Raw genomic sequence first — 14,865 nt, forward strand, 5'->3', positions numbered from 1 at the left:
TATGCTTTTTATCATAGAGCGCAATGCTTAAAATTCTATAGCTGCTTTGTAATTCATTTTGTGGTCAGAAAAGTTATAAAGTGATGACATTTTATTCAATATATAAGTTGAAAGTGAAACATTGAAAAATGCACTATTGCCCAACAAATTAAACTGAACTATTGTTATACTGTCAGTGGTCTAAAACATAGACTTCTCGTAATTCTCGACTTTAAAGGGCGACATAACAATGATCAACGATGATCAAAAAACGACTTCTCTAGATCTTGCTCAAATCCGTGAAGATATTGACTCTGTAGATCAGCAAATCCAACAACTTATCAATCGCCGTGCAAAACTGGCGGAATCAGTTGCTAAAGCAAAATTTGCAGCAGAAGAGAATCCGTTATTTTATCGTCCTGAACGTGAAGCACAGGTTTTACGTCAAGTTATGGAGCGCAATGAAGGGCCATTGTCAGATCAAACCATGGCACGTTTATTCCGTGAAATTATGTCTGCATGTTTGGCACTTGAAGCACCACAAAGTATTGCATTTTTAGGTCCAGTTGGTACTTATACACATTCTGCTGTATTAAAACATTTTGGTCAGGATGCTGTGGTTCGTCCACTACCAACGATCGATGAAGTGTTCCGTGAGGTTGAAGCGGGCAGTGCACATTATGGTTTAGTTCCAGTTGAAAACTCGTCTGAAGGTGTGGTCAACCATACTTTAGACTGTTTTAAAGCATCGCATTTAAATGTGATTGGTGAAGTTGAATTGCGTATTCATCACCAATTCCTGATTTCTTCAAATACTCGTAAAGACAGTATTAAACAAATTTATGCACATCAACAAACACTTGCGCAATGTCGTAAGTGGTTGGATGCACATTATCCGGGTGTAGAACGTGTGGCTTTAAGCTCAAATGCGGAGGCTGCACGCCGTATTCGCAATGAATGGCATTCAGCAGCAATTGCATCTGATGTGGCTGCAAGTATCTACGACTTAGAAGTTCTCCACGGCAATATTGAAGATAACCCTGAAAATACGACACGATTCTTGGTAATCGGCCGTGAAAAAGTACCGCAAAGTGGCAATGATAAAACCTCATTACTGATTTCAGCACATGACCGTGCAGGGGCTTTATTGGAAATTCTTGCACCATTTGCAAAACACAACATTAGTTTGACCAGTATTGAAACCCGTCCTGCATTACCTGAAAAATGGGCGTATGTATTCTTCATTGATCTTGAAGGTCATGTGGAACAGGACAATGTTAAAGCGGCGATTGAAGATATTCGCCCACTGGTTAAAGAAGTACGTGTATTGGGTTCATATCCGATTGCTGTGCTTTGATGTCGTTGTGAAATAGGTAGTTCAAAATCGTTATGTCACAACCTTTATTTAAAAAAGTTGCCTTTATTGGACTTGGACTGATTGGTTCAAGTCTAGCCCGTGTAATTGCAGTCGAACATCTTGCTGAAAATGTTGTTGCATCAACACGCTCAAAAAAAACATTGGAAGATGCAAAAGCTTTAGGAATTATTTCTGCGGGTTTTAGTGATCCTGTAGAAGCGGTAAAAGATGCAGATTTAATCGTTCTGGCTTTACCCGTTCGCGCGACACAGAAAGTGCTTGAAACGATTCAAGCTTATGTTTCTGAAAACGCCATCATTACCGATGTCGGAAGTACCAAAGGGAATGTGGTGGCTGCGGCACATGCTGTTTATGGTGAAAATCTTCCTGTAGGTTTTGTACCTGGTCATCCAATTGCTGGTGCAGAACATACAGGTGTCCATGCTGGTAAAGTTGACTTATTTGTGAATCATAAAGTGATTCTAACACCGTTGCCGAGCAGTGCTGATTGGGCAGTTGAAAAACTGATTCAGCTTTGGCAGGCTGCAAAAGCAGAAGTCATTTGTATGGATGTGGACAAACATGATGAAGTGTTGGCACATACCAGTCATTTACCACATCTGATGGCATTTAATTTGGTCGAACAGCTTGCAAATCGTGAAGATAACTTAGATATTTTCCGTTATGCCGCTGGAGGTTTTCGTGACTTCTCACGTATTGCTGCCAGTGATCCGCAGATGTGGCATGATATATTTTTTGCCAATAAAACAGCCATATTGAAAGCAGTTGATGGTTTTGAAACGCAACTTGCGACATTACGTCAACTGATTGAAGATGAGAATTCACAAGCCCTGATGGGATTGCTAGGACATGCACAAGCGGCACGACAGCATTTCAATCATATGCTCGCCAATAAACCTTTGATGGAGAAAAATAAGGTGACACAACAATTTACCATTTTGCCAGGTGAGAAGACATTTAAAGGTAAATTTACCGTGCCGGGTGACAAGTCAGTGTCACATCGTTCCATCATGTTTGGTGCAATCGCTGAAGGTACAACCCACGTTACAGGTTTCCTTGAAGGTGAAGATGCTTTAGCAACACTTCAAGCATTTCGCGATATGGGTGTCAGTATTGAAGGCCCTAAAAATGGTGAAGTGACCATTCATGGTGTGGGTATTCATGGTTTAAAAGCGCCAAAAACGGCACTGTACATGGGTAATTCTGGTACGTCGATGCGTTTGCTTTCAGGCATGCTTTCAGCACAACAGTTTGACTCTGTGATGACGGGTGATGCGTCTTTGTCTAAGCGTCCAATGGAGCGTATTGCAAAACCTTTACGTGAAATGGGTGCGCAAATTCAAACCACGGGTGAACGTGGTACTCCGCCTGTTTCAATCACTGGTGCTCAAGCATTGAAAGGCATTCACTACGATTTGCCAATGGCATCTGCGCAAGTCAAATCTGGGATTTTATTGGCAGGTCTATGGGCAGAGGGTGAAACCTCTGTGACTGAACCTGAACCAACCCGTGACCATACTGAGCGTATGTTACGTGCTTTTGGTTATGCTGTGAAAACGGAAGGTAATCGTATTTCATTACACGGTGGTGGCAAGTTAGTTGGGACAGAGATTCAAGTGCCTTCTGATATTTCTTCTGCTGCATTCTTTATGGTGGGTGCTGCCATTACTGAAGGTTCAGATATTACCCTTGAAGCTGTTGGGATTAATCCAACTCGTACAGGCTTAATCGAAATCCTTAAGCAAATGGGTGCAGACTTAACTGTTGAAAATGAAAGAATTGCAGGCGGTGAGCCGATTGCTGATATACGTATCCGTGGTACCCGTACATTGAAAGGCATTCATATGCCAGAAGATCAAGTACCTTTGGCAATTGATGAGTTTCCATCTTTGTTTATTGCTGCTGCATGTGCTGAAGGGCAAACGGTGTTGACAGGAGCTGCTGAATTACGGGTTAAAGAGTCTGATCGTATTCAAGTGATGGCAGATGGTTTAAAAACCATGGGGATTGATTGTACGCCAACTGATGATGGCATCATCATTGAAGGAAAAGGTAAATCGGGCGACTGGTCTGCTATTTTCTCTGGCGGTGAAATTGAATCGCACCATGACCATCGTATTGCAATGAGTTTTTCGATGGCGGGTTTACGTAACTCAGGCGAGATCAAGATTATCGGTACCGAAACTGTAGCAACAAGTTTCCCAACATTTACTGAACTCACTAATCAGGCGGGGCTTCAGATTCAAGTCACCGAATAAATCAGTCCTTGTCTAATATTTGTATAATTAATTAAAAACAGCCAAGCAAATGCTTGGCTGTTTTGTTTATATTGCTTATTCTAAAACCATACAACTATAAAGCCTTTTGGATGAAGCAATGAGAACATTACAATTTACAGCAAACTGTGAGAATCATATTAACAGTCACAACCATGGTGAAAATGTATGTTATGTCACTCAGGAATACGTGACGACCTTGTTGTTAAAACAACTGTCTCAATATGGCTTTAAAGCGGAAACAACACACTCCGATGAAGACCTTGCTGTCAGCGTAGAAAATCATCCAATTGGTTTGGGGGTTAATTGTCATTTAAATGATCAAGGATTATTAACTTGTGAAATTTCAGCCCATGCTGATGAAGAGCAAGCATGGTTTAAGAAGATTGCAACCCAGAGCATGATTAAGCAATTGGCAAATGCTGTAGAAAATACATTAAAAGAAGATGATGCGTTTAGTGGATTTGAATGGAAAGTATAAGCAGGGCTAGAGAAGATACTTATGCAATTACAAACATTTATCGATAAATTTTCAGTAGATCAGGCGGGAAACACAGTAAGCCCTGAAACTGTAAAAAAATATCAAGCGTATTTACCTGAAGCGCTCTTAGAGCTTTGGCAAAATCATGGTTTTGGCTTCTATGGTAACGGTTTGCTACAGATCATTAACCCTGAGCTTTATCAAGATGTGCTTTGGTCATGGTTAATGAAAGATCAACCTGATATGACTCGGTTACCCATTGCTATTTCAGCGTTTGGTTTAGTGTTTTATTATCGTTTATTAAGCGATGATGGCGATGAGGATGTATCCTTTATCGACCCGCACAACTCGGATATTGGGGTAACAGCTTGGTCATTAACAGATTTTTTTAATGACTGGATTTGTGATGATGAGATCATTGAGCAATTTTTAGAAAAATCAGCTTTAGCAAAGGCACAAACTCAATATGGTAAATTAACTGATAATCAAATGTATTGTTATCTTCCTGCACTGAGATTGGGTGGGCGTGCCAGTGATCTCAATTTAGATAAGGGTGATGCAGCCACACATTTAGATTTTTTATATCAACTTGCTGTGAATAACTGATTTAAAAATCATTCAAAATAGAGGTTTAGAAATGACAGTTTGCTTGAGATAAAACTGTCATTTCTATTATGAATTAAATTATGCTATTACTCGACACGTAACCATGTTTGGCTACGACCTACTGCTGAAATACCGAAATATCCACGAAGAAATAGTTTCTTGCCATTTGGGCTGACTTTACCTTTTAAGCGATAGATTTTACCTGAAACTGGGTCAATAATTTTCCCATCAGTATAACTCACATGATCATCTGTCTTTAGCCCAGAGATTACCTGTAAGCCAATAATTGGCTTGTTGGTATAAGGTGCAGGGCAATTGGTGCAAAATTCTTTTGGGGTGTAGCCTGGGCGTGGTGTTGCTTTTAATGCTGTACCCGCATAGGTACCGTTACTTTGTTTTTCAATTTTAACCAGTCCCTTTGCTTCACCAGTTTTGTCATCGATATAACGCCAAGTTCCCACGATATCTTCTGCAAAAGCTGTCGATGTTAAAAATGCGATACATGCTGTCCCCAATAAAACTCTCATCATTTCCCTTATTCCTTAAGTGGGTATTTTCTACTTTAAAATCATACTTATTTAAGGCGTTGATTATATAATGAATAGTTGGGTCATTTATTTACATAATGTGCCAATAAGTATGAAATTTAAAATGAATTGGCACATAAAGATAAGCAATTGATGAGCTTGTAAACTGGATTTAGCATAGCTGAAGCTTATGTGATGACACTCACCTTAAAAATATCATTGATTGCTTCAAAGTGAATTTCACAATCTAAGAATTTTTGAATCATTTCAGCTTGTGTCGTAGTGTGTTCACTGACAACTTGAGCAGTAAATGCACCGCCTTTACCTAAAGCTAAAGGCAATAAAAGTTGGTCTGCTAGATATTCGTCAGCCACAGCATCGCAAGCTAAAAAGGATTTAACTTCTTTGGCTAAATCATGCGCTACTTTTTCTGCACTTTTCTTCATTTCACCTAACGCAGAAAATACTTGTTGGTGGTGTTGGTAATTTAACACCACAAAAGCCGTATTCCCTTGACTAATCCCTTGAAAATTTAGTCTATTACCTTGGCTTAAGCTCAATTTGTTATGTAATACTTCCAGTTCACGATCCGCAATATTCTGTTGAATATTTAAAGCAGCGGCATAGCCACGTATTTCCAGTAATTTGCCTTTATCTAATACTGAATATTCAAGCTTATCTATCCACGGATAAGTTGTAATATTGATTTGACCCGCACCAATTGGAAAGAAACCAGCACGTTCGCATTCAAAGTCGACTTTTATTCCAAGTTTATGAAGAGCAGGTAGAAAGCAAGACTCTATGAAATCTGCAGTCGGTGCCATTGGATTATGTGTTCCGCCGTGGATACTGATGTGACTGATTTCATTTTGCATCATCAGTGCAGGCAGTAGTGTTTGTAAAACCAATATTGTGCTACCCGCTGAACCAATATGAAAATCATATTTACCCGCCTGAACTTGTTGGGGTTGGAAATATAATTTTTGTGAATGTAGTTCAGCACCTTCCACAATGGCATTACTGATGCGTTGTGATGCTTGTACACAGACTAAATGCTGTCGCATTAAGCCCGGCTTTTTACGCCCTGCACGAATATTCACAAGCTCAAATGGAATACCCGTTAACATAGACAGTGAAAGGGCAGTTCTTAAAATTTGCCCTCCACCTTCGCCTTGTGAGCCATCAATTTGGATGGCTTTATTTTTTACTAATGTGTTCATTTTGTTTTTCATCATTTCTTTCTAAATCATTCGGTTTTCGAACATGTTTTAAAAATCGTAATTCACTTACACCATATTGTTGATAATTATCTTGTGCCTCTGCTAATGAGATTGCATTTGCACCACTTTTTGAATTTGGATGAATATTTTGTACAGGATCATCTTCCCAAAAACAAACTGGACAAATCTCAAAGTCAAAATTACCCGAAGGTTGATCTCTCGTGTAATGATGACAACAAGAACAAGGGTAATTCATTAAAAATTCCAAAAAGGGGTGAACATACTGTCAGTGCATGGTGATGCTCAGTGCATTGTAACTTTGCTTTCACAAAGGTTTGCCTTGTACGTAGTGATGGGTTGATTTGTGCTTAAAGTTTTAAGCTAACCCGCTCGCTCATCAAGCCACTACACCTTATTTTCAATCCTGTGTTGTGGAGGTGGGGGATCTTGCACTCGCCCAGTATGTTCGGGTTTTCTCAAATGACGAATCACTTGAGATAAGGTGAAATATATTGTCAGTACGTGGTAATGCAGTGTGAATAGTCACTCTGATTCACAAAGGTTTAAGTGATGAAAGGTGATGGATTTGATTGGTGCGTTTCCGCTCTAAATCCGCTTCGCTGTCATTACCCAAAAATGATGCTGACTTTTATTTCAATCTATACAGCCTTAGATCTTGTACTCGCCCAATATATTTCGAGGTCTGATAGGGTAGGCCCTATCAAAGCTTTTAAATGATGGCTTTAAACGTCAAGTAAATCAACTTGCCAATTGGTGGCTTGTATCAATACATTCAAGTCGCGTAATTTGGCACTGATATCATCGGATTGTTTTTGCAATGATGATACTGGAATGACCTTATGCCATTTTATTTCACGTGTACTATAGCGGTCAGGCTCACGTTGTGTGTTGCTGATGGCAGACGTTAAAATTTTATGGCGCTCTACAAGCTCATCACGTTGAGTAAGTAAAGCCAATAATGAACGACCATCCGTTAATTTTGCCAAAGCATTGGTTTGATGAATGGCATAAACAAGTTTTTGAGACTCTTGAGTTAATGCAAATACTTGCTTTAATAACTCGTTTGGATCCTCGGATGGCTCATCACCGTCTTGTACCAATACGTTCGCATTGATACGTTGTTTCAATGAAGCGAGTTTCTTTTGTTGATCGCTTCGTAATAAGAGTGCTTCTGCAAGTTTCATTTTATTTTCCTTATCGCTTTTAATAGTCAATAAATATTTAAAACAACGATTTCATATAAAGTTTGCTGGGGTAGTGTATCAACTGGGATTGATTCGGCAAATTCTATAATGTCTTCTAAAGTTTGAATTTCATGCCAAGTGGCCATGAAATTATAATCATCCTCTTTAGGTTGATCATAATTACAAAATTCTAAATAAGAATAATCCAATGCATCATCCCAAATTGAACATTCATGGCCCCAAGCTAAAGCCCAATAGCATTGTTTAGATTTTACGATCTAAACTCCCTAATTTATGCATCAACTAACCCTTTACACAAACAACCTGACTTAAGGTATAAACCACTTCCACCAAATCACTTTGTGCTTTCATCACATCTTCAATAGGTTTATAGGCAGAAGGGATTTCATCAATCACGGCTGCATCTTTACGGCATTCCACACCTTTGGTTTGTTCAATCTGATCTTCCACAGTAAACAACTTTTTCGCTGCAGTACGGCTATGTACACGACCAGCCCCATGCGAACACGAACAGAAAGACTCCTGATTTCCCTTACCTTTGACAATAAATGACTTGGCACCCATAGAACCCGGAATAATTCCATACTCACCCAAACGGGCACGTACAGCACCTTTACGTGTTACCAGCACTTCCTGACCAAAGTGCTCTTCTTTATCCACATAATTATGGTGGCAGTTTACGGCTTCCACTTTGGCATTAAATGGTTTATTGATGATGATTCGTAAAGCTTGAACCGCAGCTTCCATCATTAACTCACGGTTTTTCATGGCAAATCGTTGTGCCCAACCCACTGCAAACCAATAATCATCAAAGTGTTCAGTCCCTTCCACTAAATAAGCTAAATCTTTATCAGGCAGGTTAATAAAATGCTTTTGCATATCTTTACGTGCAAGCTCAATAAAGTGGTTACCAATCGCATTTCCTACACCACGAGATCCTGAGTGCAACATAATCCATACTTGTTGATGCTCATCTAAACAGACTTCTACAAAATGGTTTCCTGTTCCCAAAGTACCCAACTGTTTATGGTTGTTGGTATTTTTCAAACGGGGATGCTTGGCACAGATATATTCAAAATCAGTCACCAACTCAGCCCAAGCCTGATCAACACGTGCAGTAGGTGTATCCCATGAACCTCGGTCACGACGACCACGACCTTTGGTCATACCATGTGGAATTAAACGTTCAAGTTCGGTACGCAGTGCGTGTAAGTTGTCTGGTAAATCTGATGCGCTTAGCGAAGTACGTGCGGCCATCATTCCACAGCCAATATCTACACCGACCGCAGCAGGGATGATTGCGCCTTTGGTTGGAATTACACTTCCAATCGTTGCTCCGATTCCTACATGTACATCTGGCATTACTGCCATCCATTTATAGATAAAAGGCATTTGTGCTGTTTTTAATAATTGGTCTTTCGATTTCTCATCGACAGGGACACCTTTGGTCCACATTTTTATAGGAACACCTTTAGCATCCTGAATTACGTTATAAGTACGTTCCTGTGCTAAGGAAGTTTGTTTTTCGATTTGTTCTGCGACTAACATAGACATTGCTTTGATCCTTTTCAAAACCTGCCTGCCAAGCGGTTGCAGGCAGGTGATATTTATATACATCTCATGATGTATGTTCTATATATTGCAGAGAGTGTGCCAAGTTTTATGGGTTTGAGATTTTTATTTGTAAGTTATTGAATAATATTATTTTATAGTGGTGGTAAAGTATTGGGGTGTATATTTAACAAAAGGTTTTATATTTAATTTATATCTGTAAATATATTTAAATATATATTTTTATATCCTCTTAGAAGTATGCTTATTGCATTTTTTTCGCCACTAATGATTATATAATAATTTATTTCATTATCTGGAAGATGAAGTTTTAGAAAGTACATAGCGTTGCTGGGAAACTGATATCCATAACATTGTGCTATATAGTCGAGTATACGGAATGTGAGGAAGCTCTTTTTATCGTCTAATTTTTGTGTCGGTAAAATGGTATTACACAATAAAAAATTAGGAAATATATGACTTTCTAATTGCCTAAGTGAAATTTGTTCTGTGATTAACTTATATTTTTTAAAATGTGGATAGTTTTTAAAAAAATTGTTTTTTACATCTAAATCATCATCATATCGAATATAGTCAGCAGTGATTAAAAATTCTCTGATTTGCCCATCTGCTTCAGAAATACCTTCTAAATAGCCTGCGAGATGTCGAACTTCACTTTTGTTTAATTTCATTTTTTCACTTTATATTTCAATATCCACGTTAGTCGTACATGGATATTGAAAGTTAGATAATGGGCTAAAACTATTGAGTTGAATACTAGTGACAGATTTATGTAGGATCTATTGCTAAAGCTTGATAATGTTCTTCGATATGGATTTTTAACCTCAGTGCGAGAGGATCGTCTTCTAGGATTTGACTATGCCCATGTAAAAGTTTCAGTTCGCTTTTTTTACGACTTTTACTTGGCGGTTTTTCATGATAGTTCTGGCACTTCTTATACCAGTGGTTAGTTTCTAAATAGTACTTTTTAACTCTTAGTTTTTCTAAAGCAAGATCAAGATTGTTATCGTCAACAATAACTTGTATAGACATAATTTGCGTTTTACAGACTGACACCTGTCTTTGGTTTTGAGTTGAAGTGTCCAAGCTAGCAAATTTTTTGTTGATTCACAAGCATCGCTTTTAAACATGATGAGTTTAAAAAGAAAAACAGCCACAAACGTTAAGATCCGATTTTGTGAGTGAACACGATAGAAGGGCCTAACCCCTGCACTAAGGCGTTACCATGTAATCCAATTTATATTCGTGACTGCTTATCGTGTAAATCTATTTATTATAATGAGAGTACATCAACAAAGAGCTGAAGACAGTCGTGGCTCTACCAACTGAGCTACTGTATTTTGTCATACCGGGTGGTATCGAAGCACCGACAAACGCGTAATGTAGTCCTCAAAGCATTTGATCTACTTTCATTATTGCATATACAAGATCAAAAAAAGTTGGTGTTGGATATGTGCAGTACCCGAAATACTGTGCGTGAGATCGCGATGTAATCCAACAGGCATTTGATCGTTTAAACATAGGTCACAAGTCCATCAACAAATTTGATTATAAGACAAACAATTCACCGCTTTTGCTTTAAGCGACTGTATGTATATACAGCAGAGGAATCTAACCTCTGATCTGTGAATTCTAATGTAGTCCTATGAGTATTTGATGGACTGATGGCCCCAATATATTTTCATATACTGCCCTACAAGTGAATCAACAAGTTTTTCAAAGACGTTCGTGCCTTACCGCTTGGCGACCATCATCGAAATGATGGGGTGGATTCGAACCACCGATGACGTCAATTTTAAGATGTAGTCCTTGAAGCATTTGATTCTTTTACTGCTTTGCATAAACAAAATGTTAAAGACGTTTCGTTGCTCTATCCAACTGAGCTACTTTTCAAACTTGGAAAAGCGTGAAAAGGGTGGATTTGAACCACCGACCTACGCATTAAAGATGTAGTCCTTAACGCATTTTATGCGATGTATTTTGCCAACAAAGGTGTCGATAAAACATCAATTATTCAAAGTAATGTAGTTCTATCTGCATTTGGCAATTTCTTACTTAGCACAACAATTAAATATAGAAACAGCATAATCTTGAAATGTAGTTCCTATGGCATTTGTGCTTTTTATCTAACCCAGTCTTATCAATTGTGGACATTGTTAAATGTAAACACTTGAAGAGACTCGATCAAATTTGTTTATACATTCAGCTTGCATAAAGCTGAGTTTGTGTAATATCTATTTTTTCAATTTCGTTTACCCAATGATCTGCATGCATTTCATTTTTGGCAAAACTTTCAATCAGTTGAAATACCGTATCGGAAAATCCACCGACATTCATCACATCGCTATGTTCAGGCATTTGCGTAGTGGTATAGGGTTGCAGATCAACACACACCAGTTTTGCATCAGGGTTATGCTGTTTTAGCTGTTTCCAATAATGCATCATCCCAGTTTTTCGGTGTGATCTTGGAACTTGATCTGCCCATGATTCATTATCAGAGAAGTAAATTACCATATCGACTTTGGCATTTTCTTTCACTAACAGTTCCAAAGGCTTAGAGCAATCAGTTCCACCACCACACATGCTGGCAAATTTTTTGGCCAAAGCAAAAATATCAATTTCTGAATTTTGCTGTTTTCCAAAATTTTTTCGTTTTAAATATTCCTGTACTTTGCTGAAATTGGATAATTGACGAACTTCAGTATCAAACGGCATCAAACGAATATTTGGATTTACATATTTAAATGCACTAGCAAATAATGCAGCAGCATCTACGCAACGTAACTGAGAGGTTGCACCCTGACGATAACCTGTCACAGAACTTGACATCGAACCGGAAACATCAATCGCAATCACCACATTTCCTTCAAGTTTCGGTACATTGGCGATGGCGCGCTGCATAGCAAACTTTAGCGCATTGGCGATTTCATGTGGCATATCCTCTGCAAGTGCTGACCAAGCCATCATCAATTGATATGGAAATACTCGACTTTTGGCTATGGCTTGCTCATCCATCAATTTATCGGCAATGATTTTTGTTATTCCTTTGATTTTAAAAACATCATGGCGTAAGAAGGTATTTAAGTTCATACGTAGCATTTGCCAAGAACCATTTTTTGCAATTTCGGCCCATTGTTTCGCATTCAAATTTAAATTGGTTAGAAGCTGCATCGGCACTTTTGGTATTTGTGTTGCTATTCCCAATCGAAACTCTTCCAATGCTTGCACTTGAGTCGGAAGTTGGACAAGTTGGTATTCTTTTCCTAGGACATAGGCAAAAAAAGCATCGTGTTGAACTGTTTTTGGTTTTGGATGAGTCATTTTTAACACATCGGCAAGTGAAGGGCTGTTTCCAATATTGGCCGCAATCAATTGTTGATCCGATGCTGAAAGAATCCATTCATTGACCATACGTTTCGGTAATGAGCCTAATGATTTACGACCAATCATTCCAGAGCGCATGATTTGAACAAAATTTCTCAACTGTTTTCCATTATCAATAATCAAAGGAAAAACTTGCTTAAATAATTCTGCATCAAGTTCAGAAAGTAAAGCCAATAACACTACAGGTGTATCTTTCATATGTGCCTTTTGTCGTGCATAAATTGCAGTTTTAGCCACAAATTCAGGCTCTACTTCAAGCGCTAGGTTTAGAATATTATCAAGTTGCACTTGTGCATTTTGATAAAAGGTCTGATTCAGTGTACCTGTTGCAGCAAGCTGCGCTAATGCGGCACGAGATTTTAATTTATATGCGCGACCACCAGCTTCGTTGTATTCAATGGTTTTTGGTTTTGCCTGTTGTTTAGAGGCAAAAATTGTCTTGTTCGCCATGACAGCATCCTCAAGTGATTTTTTAATTTCTTGAGATAGATATTGCAGAGAGTGTGCCAAGTTTTGCTTTGGAATGAATTTTTATTTTTAAATGACTGATTTTATGAGTTTAAAAATTTTAAAAGTTCAGTGGTTATTTATTTTTAAATTTAAAAGTTATAAAATAAAATATCTTTATTTATAGGTTTTTATCTTTATTTCTATTTTTAAAATAAAAATCAATGGGCCTAATGTTGTGCAAATAAAAAGGACACTAAATCCTGCTAAAAGCAAAGTTAGTTGGGGTACAGTCAACCTATTAAAAAAACTCAGACACAAAAAGATAATTTTTCTTAATTAATATTTTTAATTAAATTAATTGCAGTCGGAATAAACTATTTGAATATAAAAAGCTTGCACTGCCACACCTTACATTTAAAGTTTAAATAGCTTTGCGTATGCGATGCCTCACTTTTCTAGGGGATGCCAAACCTTGCGCTGCAAACAAAGCCGTGCTTTGTTTTTACTCATGTTGGGCGAGGGGTAGATCCTGTACCCCCGCATTCCTACACATAATGGGCGATATCCATGTCGCCATACGATAGAACGCCCATCTATGATTCAACAATATTGCATAGCATTAAATTGAAGTTGGGAAAATTACTTTTCCCAAGGTTTCCCAGTGCGAAGCTGTGTTAATTCGCCGTGCATATTTAGTTCATACTGATCAAAATCATCAGCAATATAAAAATTGCCATGATAGTACTGGGCAATTTCATCACTAATGCTTTGCACACCTTGTGCATCGTGGTAACGGGCACTGAGATGCGTTGCAATTAAATTAGGTAGTTGAATCGATTCTGCAAACTCAGCGACCATTTTCGCAGAACTGTGCATTGGGCCTGCGCCTACTTTGTCTAATATCGATTGAGTATAGGTTGTTTCATGAATCAGCAGTGCTGCATCCTGACAAGCGTTGGATAGTAATTCTGGCTGATCGTTATCTCCACCGACAATGGCATAAACACTTTGAGTGTTTTGAATGAGAACATCTTGACTTAAGACGGACTGCCCATTCCACTCAATATTTTGACCTTGTTGTAGATCACCCCATAGTTTACCTTTTGGAATTTTGAGTTGATTTAAAACGTCAACATTGAGTTTGCGCTGAGTTTGTGTCGCTTTAAAACCATAAGCATAACTTGTCACACGGTGGTGTAAGTGATGAACGTCAATGGAAATATGCTCATCCAATTGAAAGGGATTCGTCAAAGTATTTACATCGATAAAATGTATTGGATAAGGCAGGAAAAGTTCAGTGAATTGACAGGTTACTTCAAACCATTGTTGAATTTCTTTGGGTGCAATCAGCGTGATCGGATCTTTGCGTGCATTCATACCAGCACTTGCCAGTAAACCCATCAAGCCATAACAATGATCGCCGTGTACATGCGTAATGCAAATGGCTTTTAAATGTTGTAAAGAGAGTTTTGCTTGTTGAATACGATGCTGCGTACCTTCGCCTGCATCAACCAATATCCAGTCTTTGCTTTTGCAATAATGAATCGCTAAACCTGACACATTGCGTGTTAATGTGGGCACACCAGAGGATGTCCCTAAGAATGTAAACTGTAACATGAGGAATTAAAACCTATTGAATATTTAAAATGTTTTCTATGATTGTTTTTACAACAAAGCAGGGTGGATTCCATCAAAAAGTGTCGAATCAGACGGTGATGGGAGAAGTGAGTAAAAGCTTTGTACATCAATAGTATAGTAGCATTATA

The 14,865-nt window shown here is 38.3% G+C and carries 14 protein-coding genes; 4 read left to right on the forward strand and 10 right to left on the reverse strand.

The genetic code is table 11. From position 1 onward, the window contains the following. Positions 1–229 precede the first annotated feature (229 nt). From pheA to L3V46_RS07740, 4 genes are all read left to right on the forward strand, one after another. Positions 230–1,336, forward strand: coding sequence for a prephenate dehydratase (gene pheA, locus L3V46_RS07725; protein ID WP_004719240.1), 1,107 nt, complete (start codon positions 230–232; stop codon positions 1,334–1,336). A gap of 32 nt (positions 1,337–1,368) precedes the next feature. Then, complete coding sequence (locus tag L3V46_RS07730) at positions 1,369–3,615, forward strand: bifunctional prephenate dehydrogenase/3-phosphoshikimate 1-carboxyvinyltransferase (protein ID WP_239045364.1); 2,247 nt, start codon at positions 1,369–1,371, stop codon at positions 3,613–3,615. 118 nt (positions 3,616–3,733) lie between these two features. Beyond that, complete coding sequence (locus tag L3V46_RS07735; RefSeq protein ID WP_004822559.1) at positions 3,734–4,114, forward strand: hypothetical protein; 381 nt, start codon at positions 3,734–3,736, stop codon at positions 4,112–4,114. A gap of 21 nt (positions 4,115–4,135) precedes the next feature. Continuing rightward, the gene (locus L3V46_RS07740) at positions 4,136–4,720 is read left to right on the forward strand and encodes a GAD-like domain-containing protein (protein WP_239045365.1); all 585 of its coding nucleotides are present in this window, start codon (positions 4,136–4,138) and stop codon (positions 4,718–4,720) included. Positions 4,721–4,806: 86 nt separating this feature from the next. Here the strand turns inward: L3V46_RS07740 and L3V46_RS07745 are convergent, their stop codons facing one another. From L3V46_RS07745 to L3V46_RS07790, 10 genes are all read right to left on the reverse strand, one after another. Beyond that, positions 4,807–5,250 carry a DUF2147 domain-containing protein gene (locus L3V46_RS07745; protein WP_004822556.1) on the reverse strand — a complete coding sequence of 148 codons (444 nt, stop codon included), beginning with the start codon at positions 5,248–5,250 and terminating at the stop codon, positions 4,807–4,809. Positions 5,251–5,435: 185 nt separating this feature from the next. Beyond that, positions 5,436–6,467, reverse strand: coding sequence for an RNA 3'-terminal phosphate cyclase (gene rtcA, locus L3V46_RS07750; RefSeq protein WP_239045366.1), 1,032 nt, complete (start codon positions 6,465–6,467; stop codon positions 5,436–5,438). Beyond that, positions 6,445–6,723: a CPCC family cysteine-rich protein gene (locus L3V46_RS07755; protein WP_239045367.1), complete on the reverse strand. Its 279-nt coding sequence runs from the start codon at positions 6,721–6,723 to the stop codon at positions 6,445–6,447. Before L3V46_RS07755 ends, rtcA begins: the two co-directional genes overlap by 23 nt. A 487-nt stretch (positions 6,724–7,210) precedes the next feature. Beyond that, complete coding sequence (locus L3V46_RS07760; RefSeq protein ID WP_004822548.1) at positions 7,211–7,672, reverse strand: DIP1984 family protein; 462 nt, start codon at positions 7,670–7,672, stop codon at positions 7,211–7,213. A gap of 26 nt (positions 7,673–7,698) precedes the next feature. Further along, positions 7,699–7,881, reverse strand: a complete 183-nt coding sequence (locus tag L3V46_RS07765) for a hypothetical protein (protein WP_239045368.1) — start codon at positions 7,879–7,881, stop codon at positions 7,699–7,701. Positions 7,882–7,975: 94 nt separating this feature from the next. Beyond that, complete coding sequence (locus tag L3V46_RS07770) at positions 7,976–9,241, reverse strand: RtcB family protein (RefSeq protein WP_234624346.1); 1,266 nt, start codon at positions 9,239–9,241, stop codon at positions 7,976–7,978. Positions 9,242–9,450: 209 nt separating this feature from the next. Continuing rightward, on the reverse strand, positions 9,451–9,936 hold the full coding sequence (locus tag L3V46_RS07775) for a hypothetical protein (protein ID WP_239045369.1): 486 nt from the start codon (positions 9,934–9,936) through the stop codon (positions 9,451–9,453). A 97-nt stretch (positions 9,937–10,033) separates the two neighbouring features. Then, on the reverse strand, positions 10,034–10,297 hold the full coding sequence (locus L3V46_RS07780) for a hypothetical protein (protein ID WP_239045370.1): 264 nt from the start codon (positions 10,295–10,297) through the stop codon (positions 10,034–10,036). A 1,170-nt stretch (positions 10,298–11,467) separates the two neighbouring features. Further along, on the reverse strand, positions 11,468–13,099 hold the full coding sequence (locus L3V46_RS07785) for a TROVE domain-containing protein (RefSeq protein WP_239045371.1): 1,632 nt from the start codon (positions 13,097–13,099) through the stop codon (positions 11,468–11,470). 639 nt (positions 13,100–13,738) lie between these two features. Then, entirely contained in the window at positions 13,739–14,716 is a 978-nt protein-coding gene (locus L3V46_RS07790) for a ribonuclease Z (protein ID WP_239045372.1), read from the reverse strand. Positions 14,717–14,865 lie beyond the last annotated feature (149 nt).

Origin of the sequence: Acinetobacter sp. AG3 (assembly GCF_022343575.1) — a bacterium.
In the GTDB taxonomy this organism is placed as follows: Bacteria; Pseudomonadota; Gammaproteobacteria; order Pseudomonadales; family Moraxellaceae; genus Acinetobacter; species Acinetobacter guillouiae.

Excerpts from the sequence above, each read along its gene's own strand:
- pheA (WP_004719240.1), top strand. The coding sequence starts at position 230 with ATGATCAACGATGATCAAAAAACGACTTCTCTAGATCTTGCTCAAATC.
- L3V46_RS07730 (WP_239045364.1), top strand. The coding sequence starts at position 1,369 with ATGTCACAACCTTTATTTAAAAAAGTTGCCTTTATTGGACTTGGACTG.
- L3V46_RS07735 (WP_004822559.1), top strand. The coding sequence starts at position 3,734 with ATGAGAACATTACAATTTACAGCAAACTGTGAGAATCATATTAACAGT.
- L3V46_RS07740 (WP_239045365.1), top strand. The coding sequence starts at position 4,136 with ATGCAATTACAAACATTTATCGATAAATTTTCAGTAGATCAGGCGGGA.
- L3V46_RS07745 (WP_004822556.1), bottom strand. The coding sequence starts at position 5,250 with ATGATGAGAGTTTTATTGGGGACAGCATGTATCGCATTTTTAACATCG.
- rtcA (WP_239045366.1), bottom strand. The coding sequence starts at position 6,467 with ATGAACACATTAGTAAAAAATAAAGCCATCCAAATTGATGGCTCACAA.
- L3V46_RS07755 (WP_239045367.1), bottom strand. The coding sequence starts at position 6,723 with ATGAATTACCCTTGTTCTTGTTGTCATCATTACACGAGAGATCAACCT.
- L3V46_RS07760 (WP_004822548.1), bottom strand. The coding sequence starts at position 7,672 with ATGAAACTTGCAGAAGCACTCTTATTACGAAGCGATCAACAAAAGAAA.
- L3V46_RS07770 (WP_234624346.1), bottom strand. The coding sequence starts at position 9,241 with ATGTTAGTCGCAGAACAAATCGAAAAACAAACTTCCTTAGCACAGGAA.
- L3V46_RS07775 (WP_239045369.1), bottom strand. The coding sequence starts at position 9,936 with ATGAAATTAAACAAAAGTGAAGTTCGACATCTCGCAGGCTATTTAGAA.
- L3V46_RS07780 (WP_239045370.1), bottom strand. The coding sequence starts at position 10,297 with ATGTCTATACAAGTTATTGTTGACGATAACAATCTTGATCTTGCTTTA.
- L3V46_RS07785 (WP_239045371.1), bottom strand. The coding sequence starts at position 13,099 with ATGGCGAACAAGACAATTTTTGCCTCTAAACAACAGGCAAAACCAAAA.
- L3V46_RS07790 (WP_239045372.1), bottom strand. The coding sequence starts at position 14,716 with ATGTTACAGTTTACATTCTTAGGGACATCCTCTGGTGTGCCCACATTA.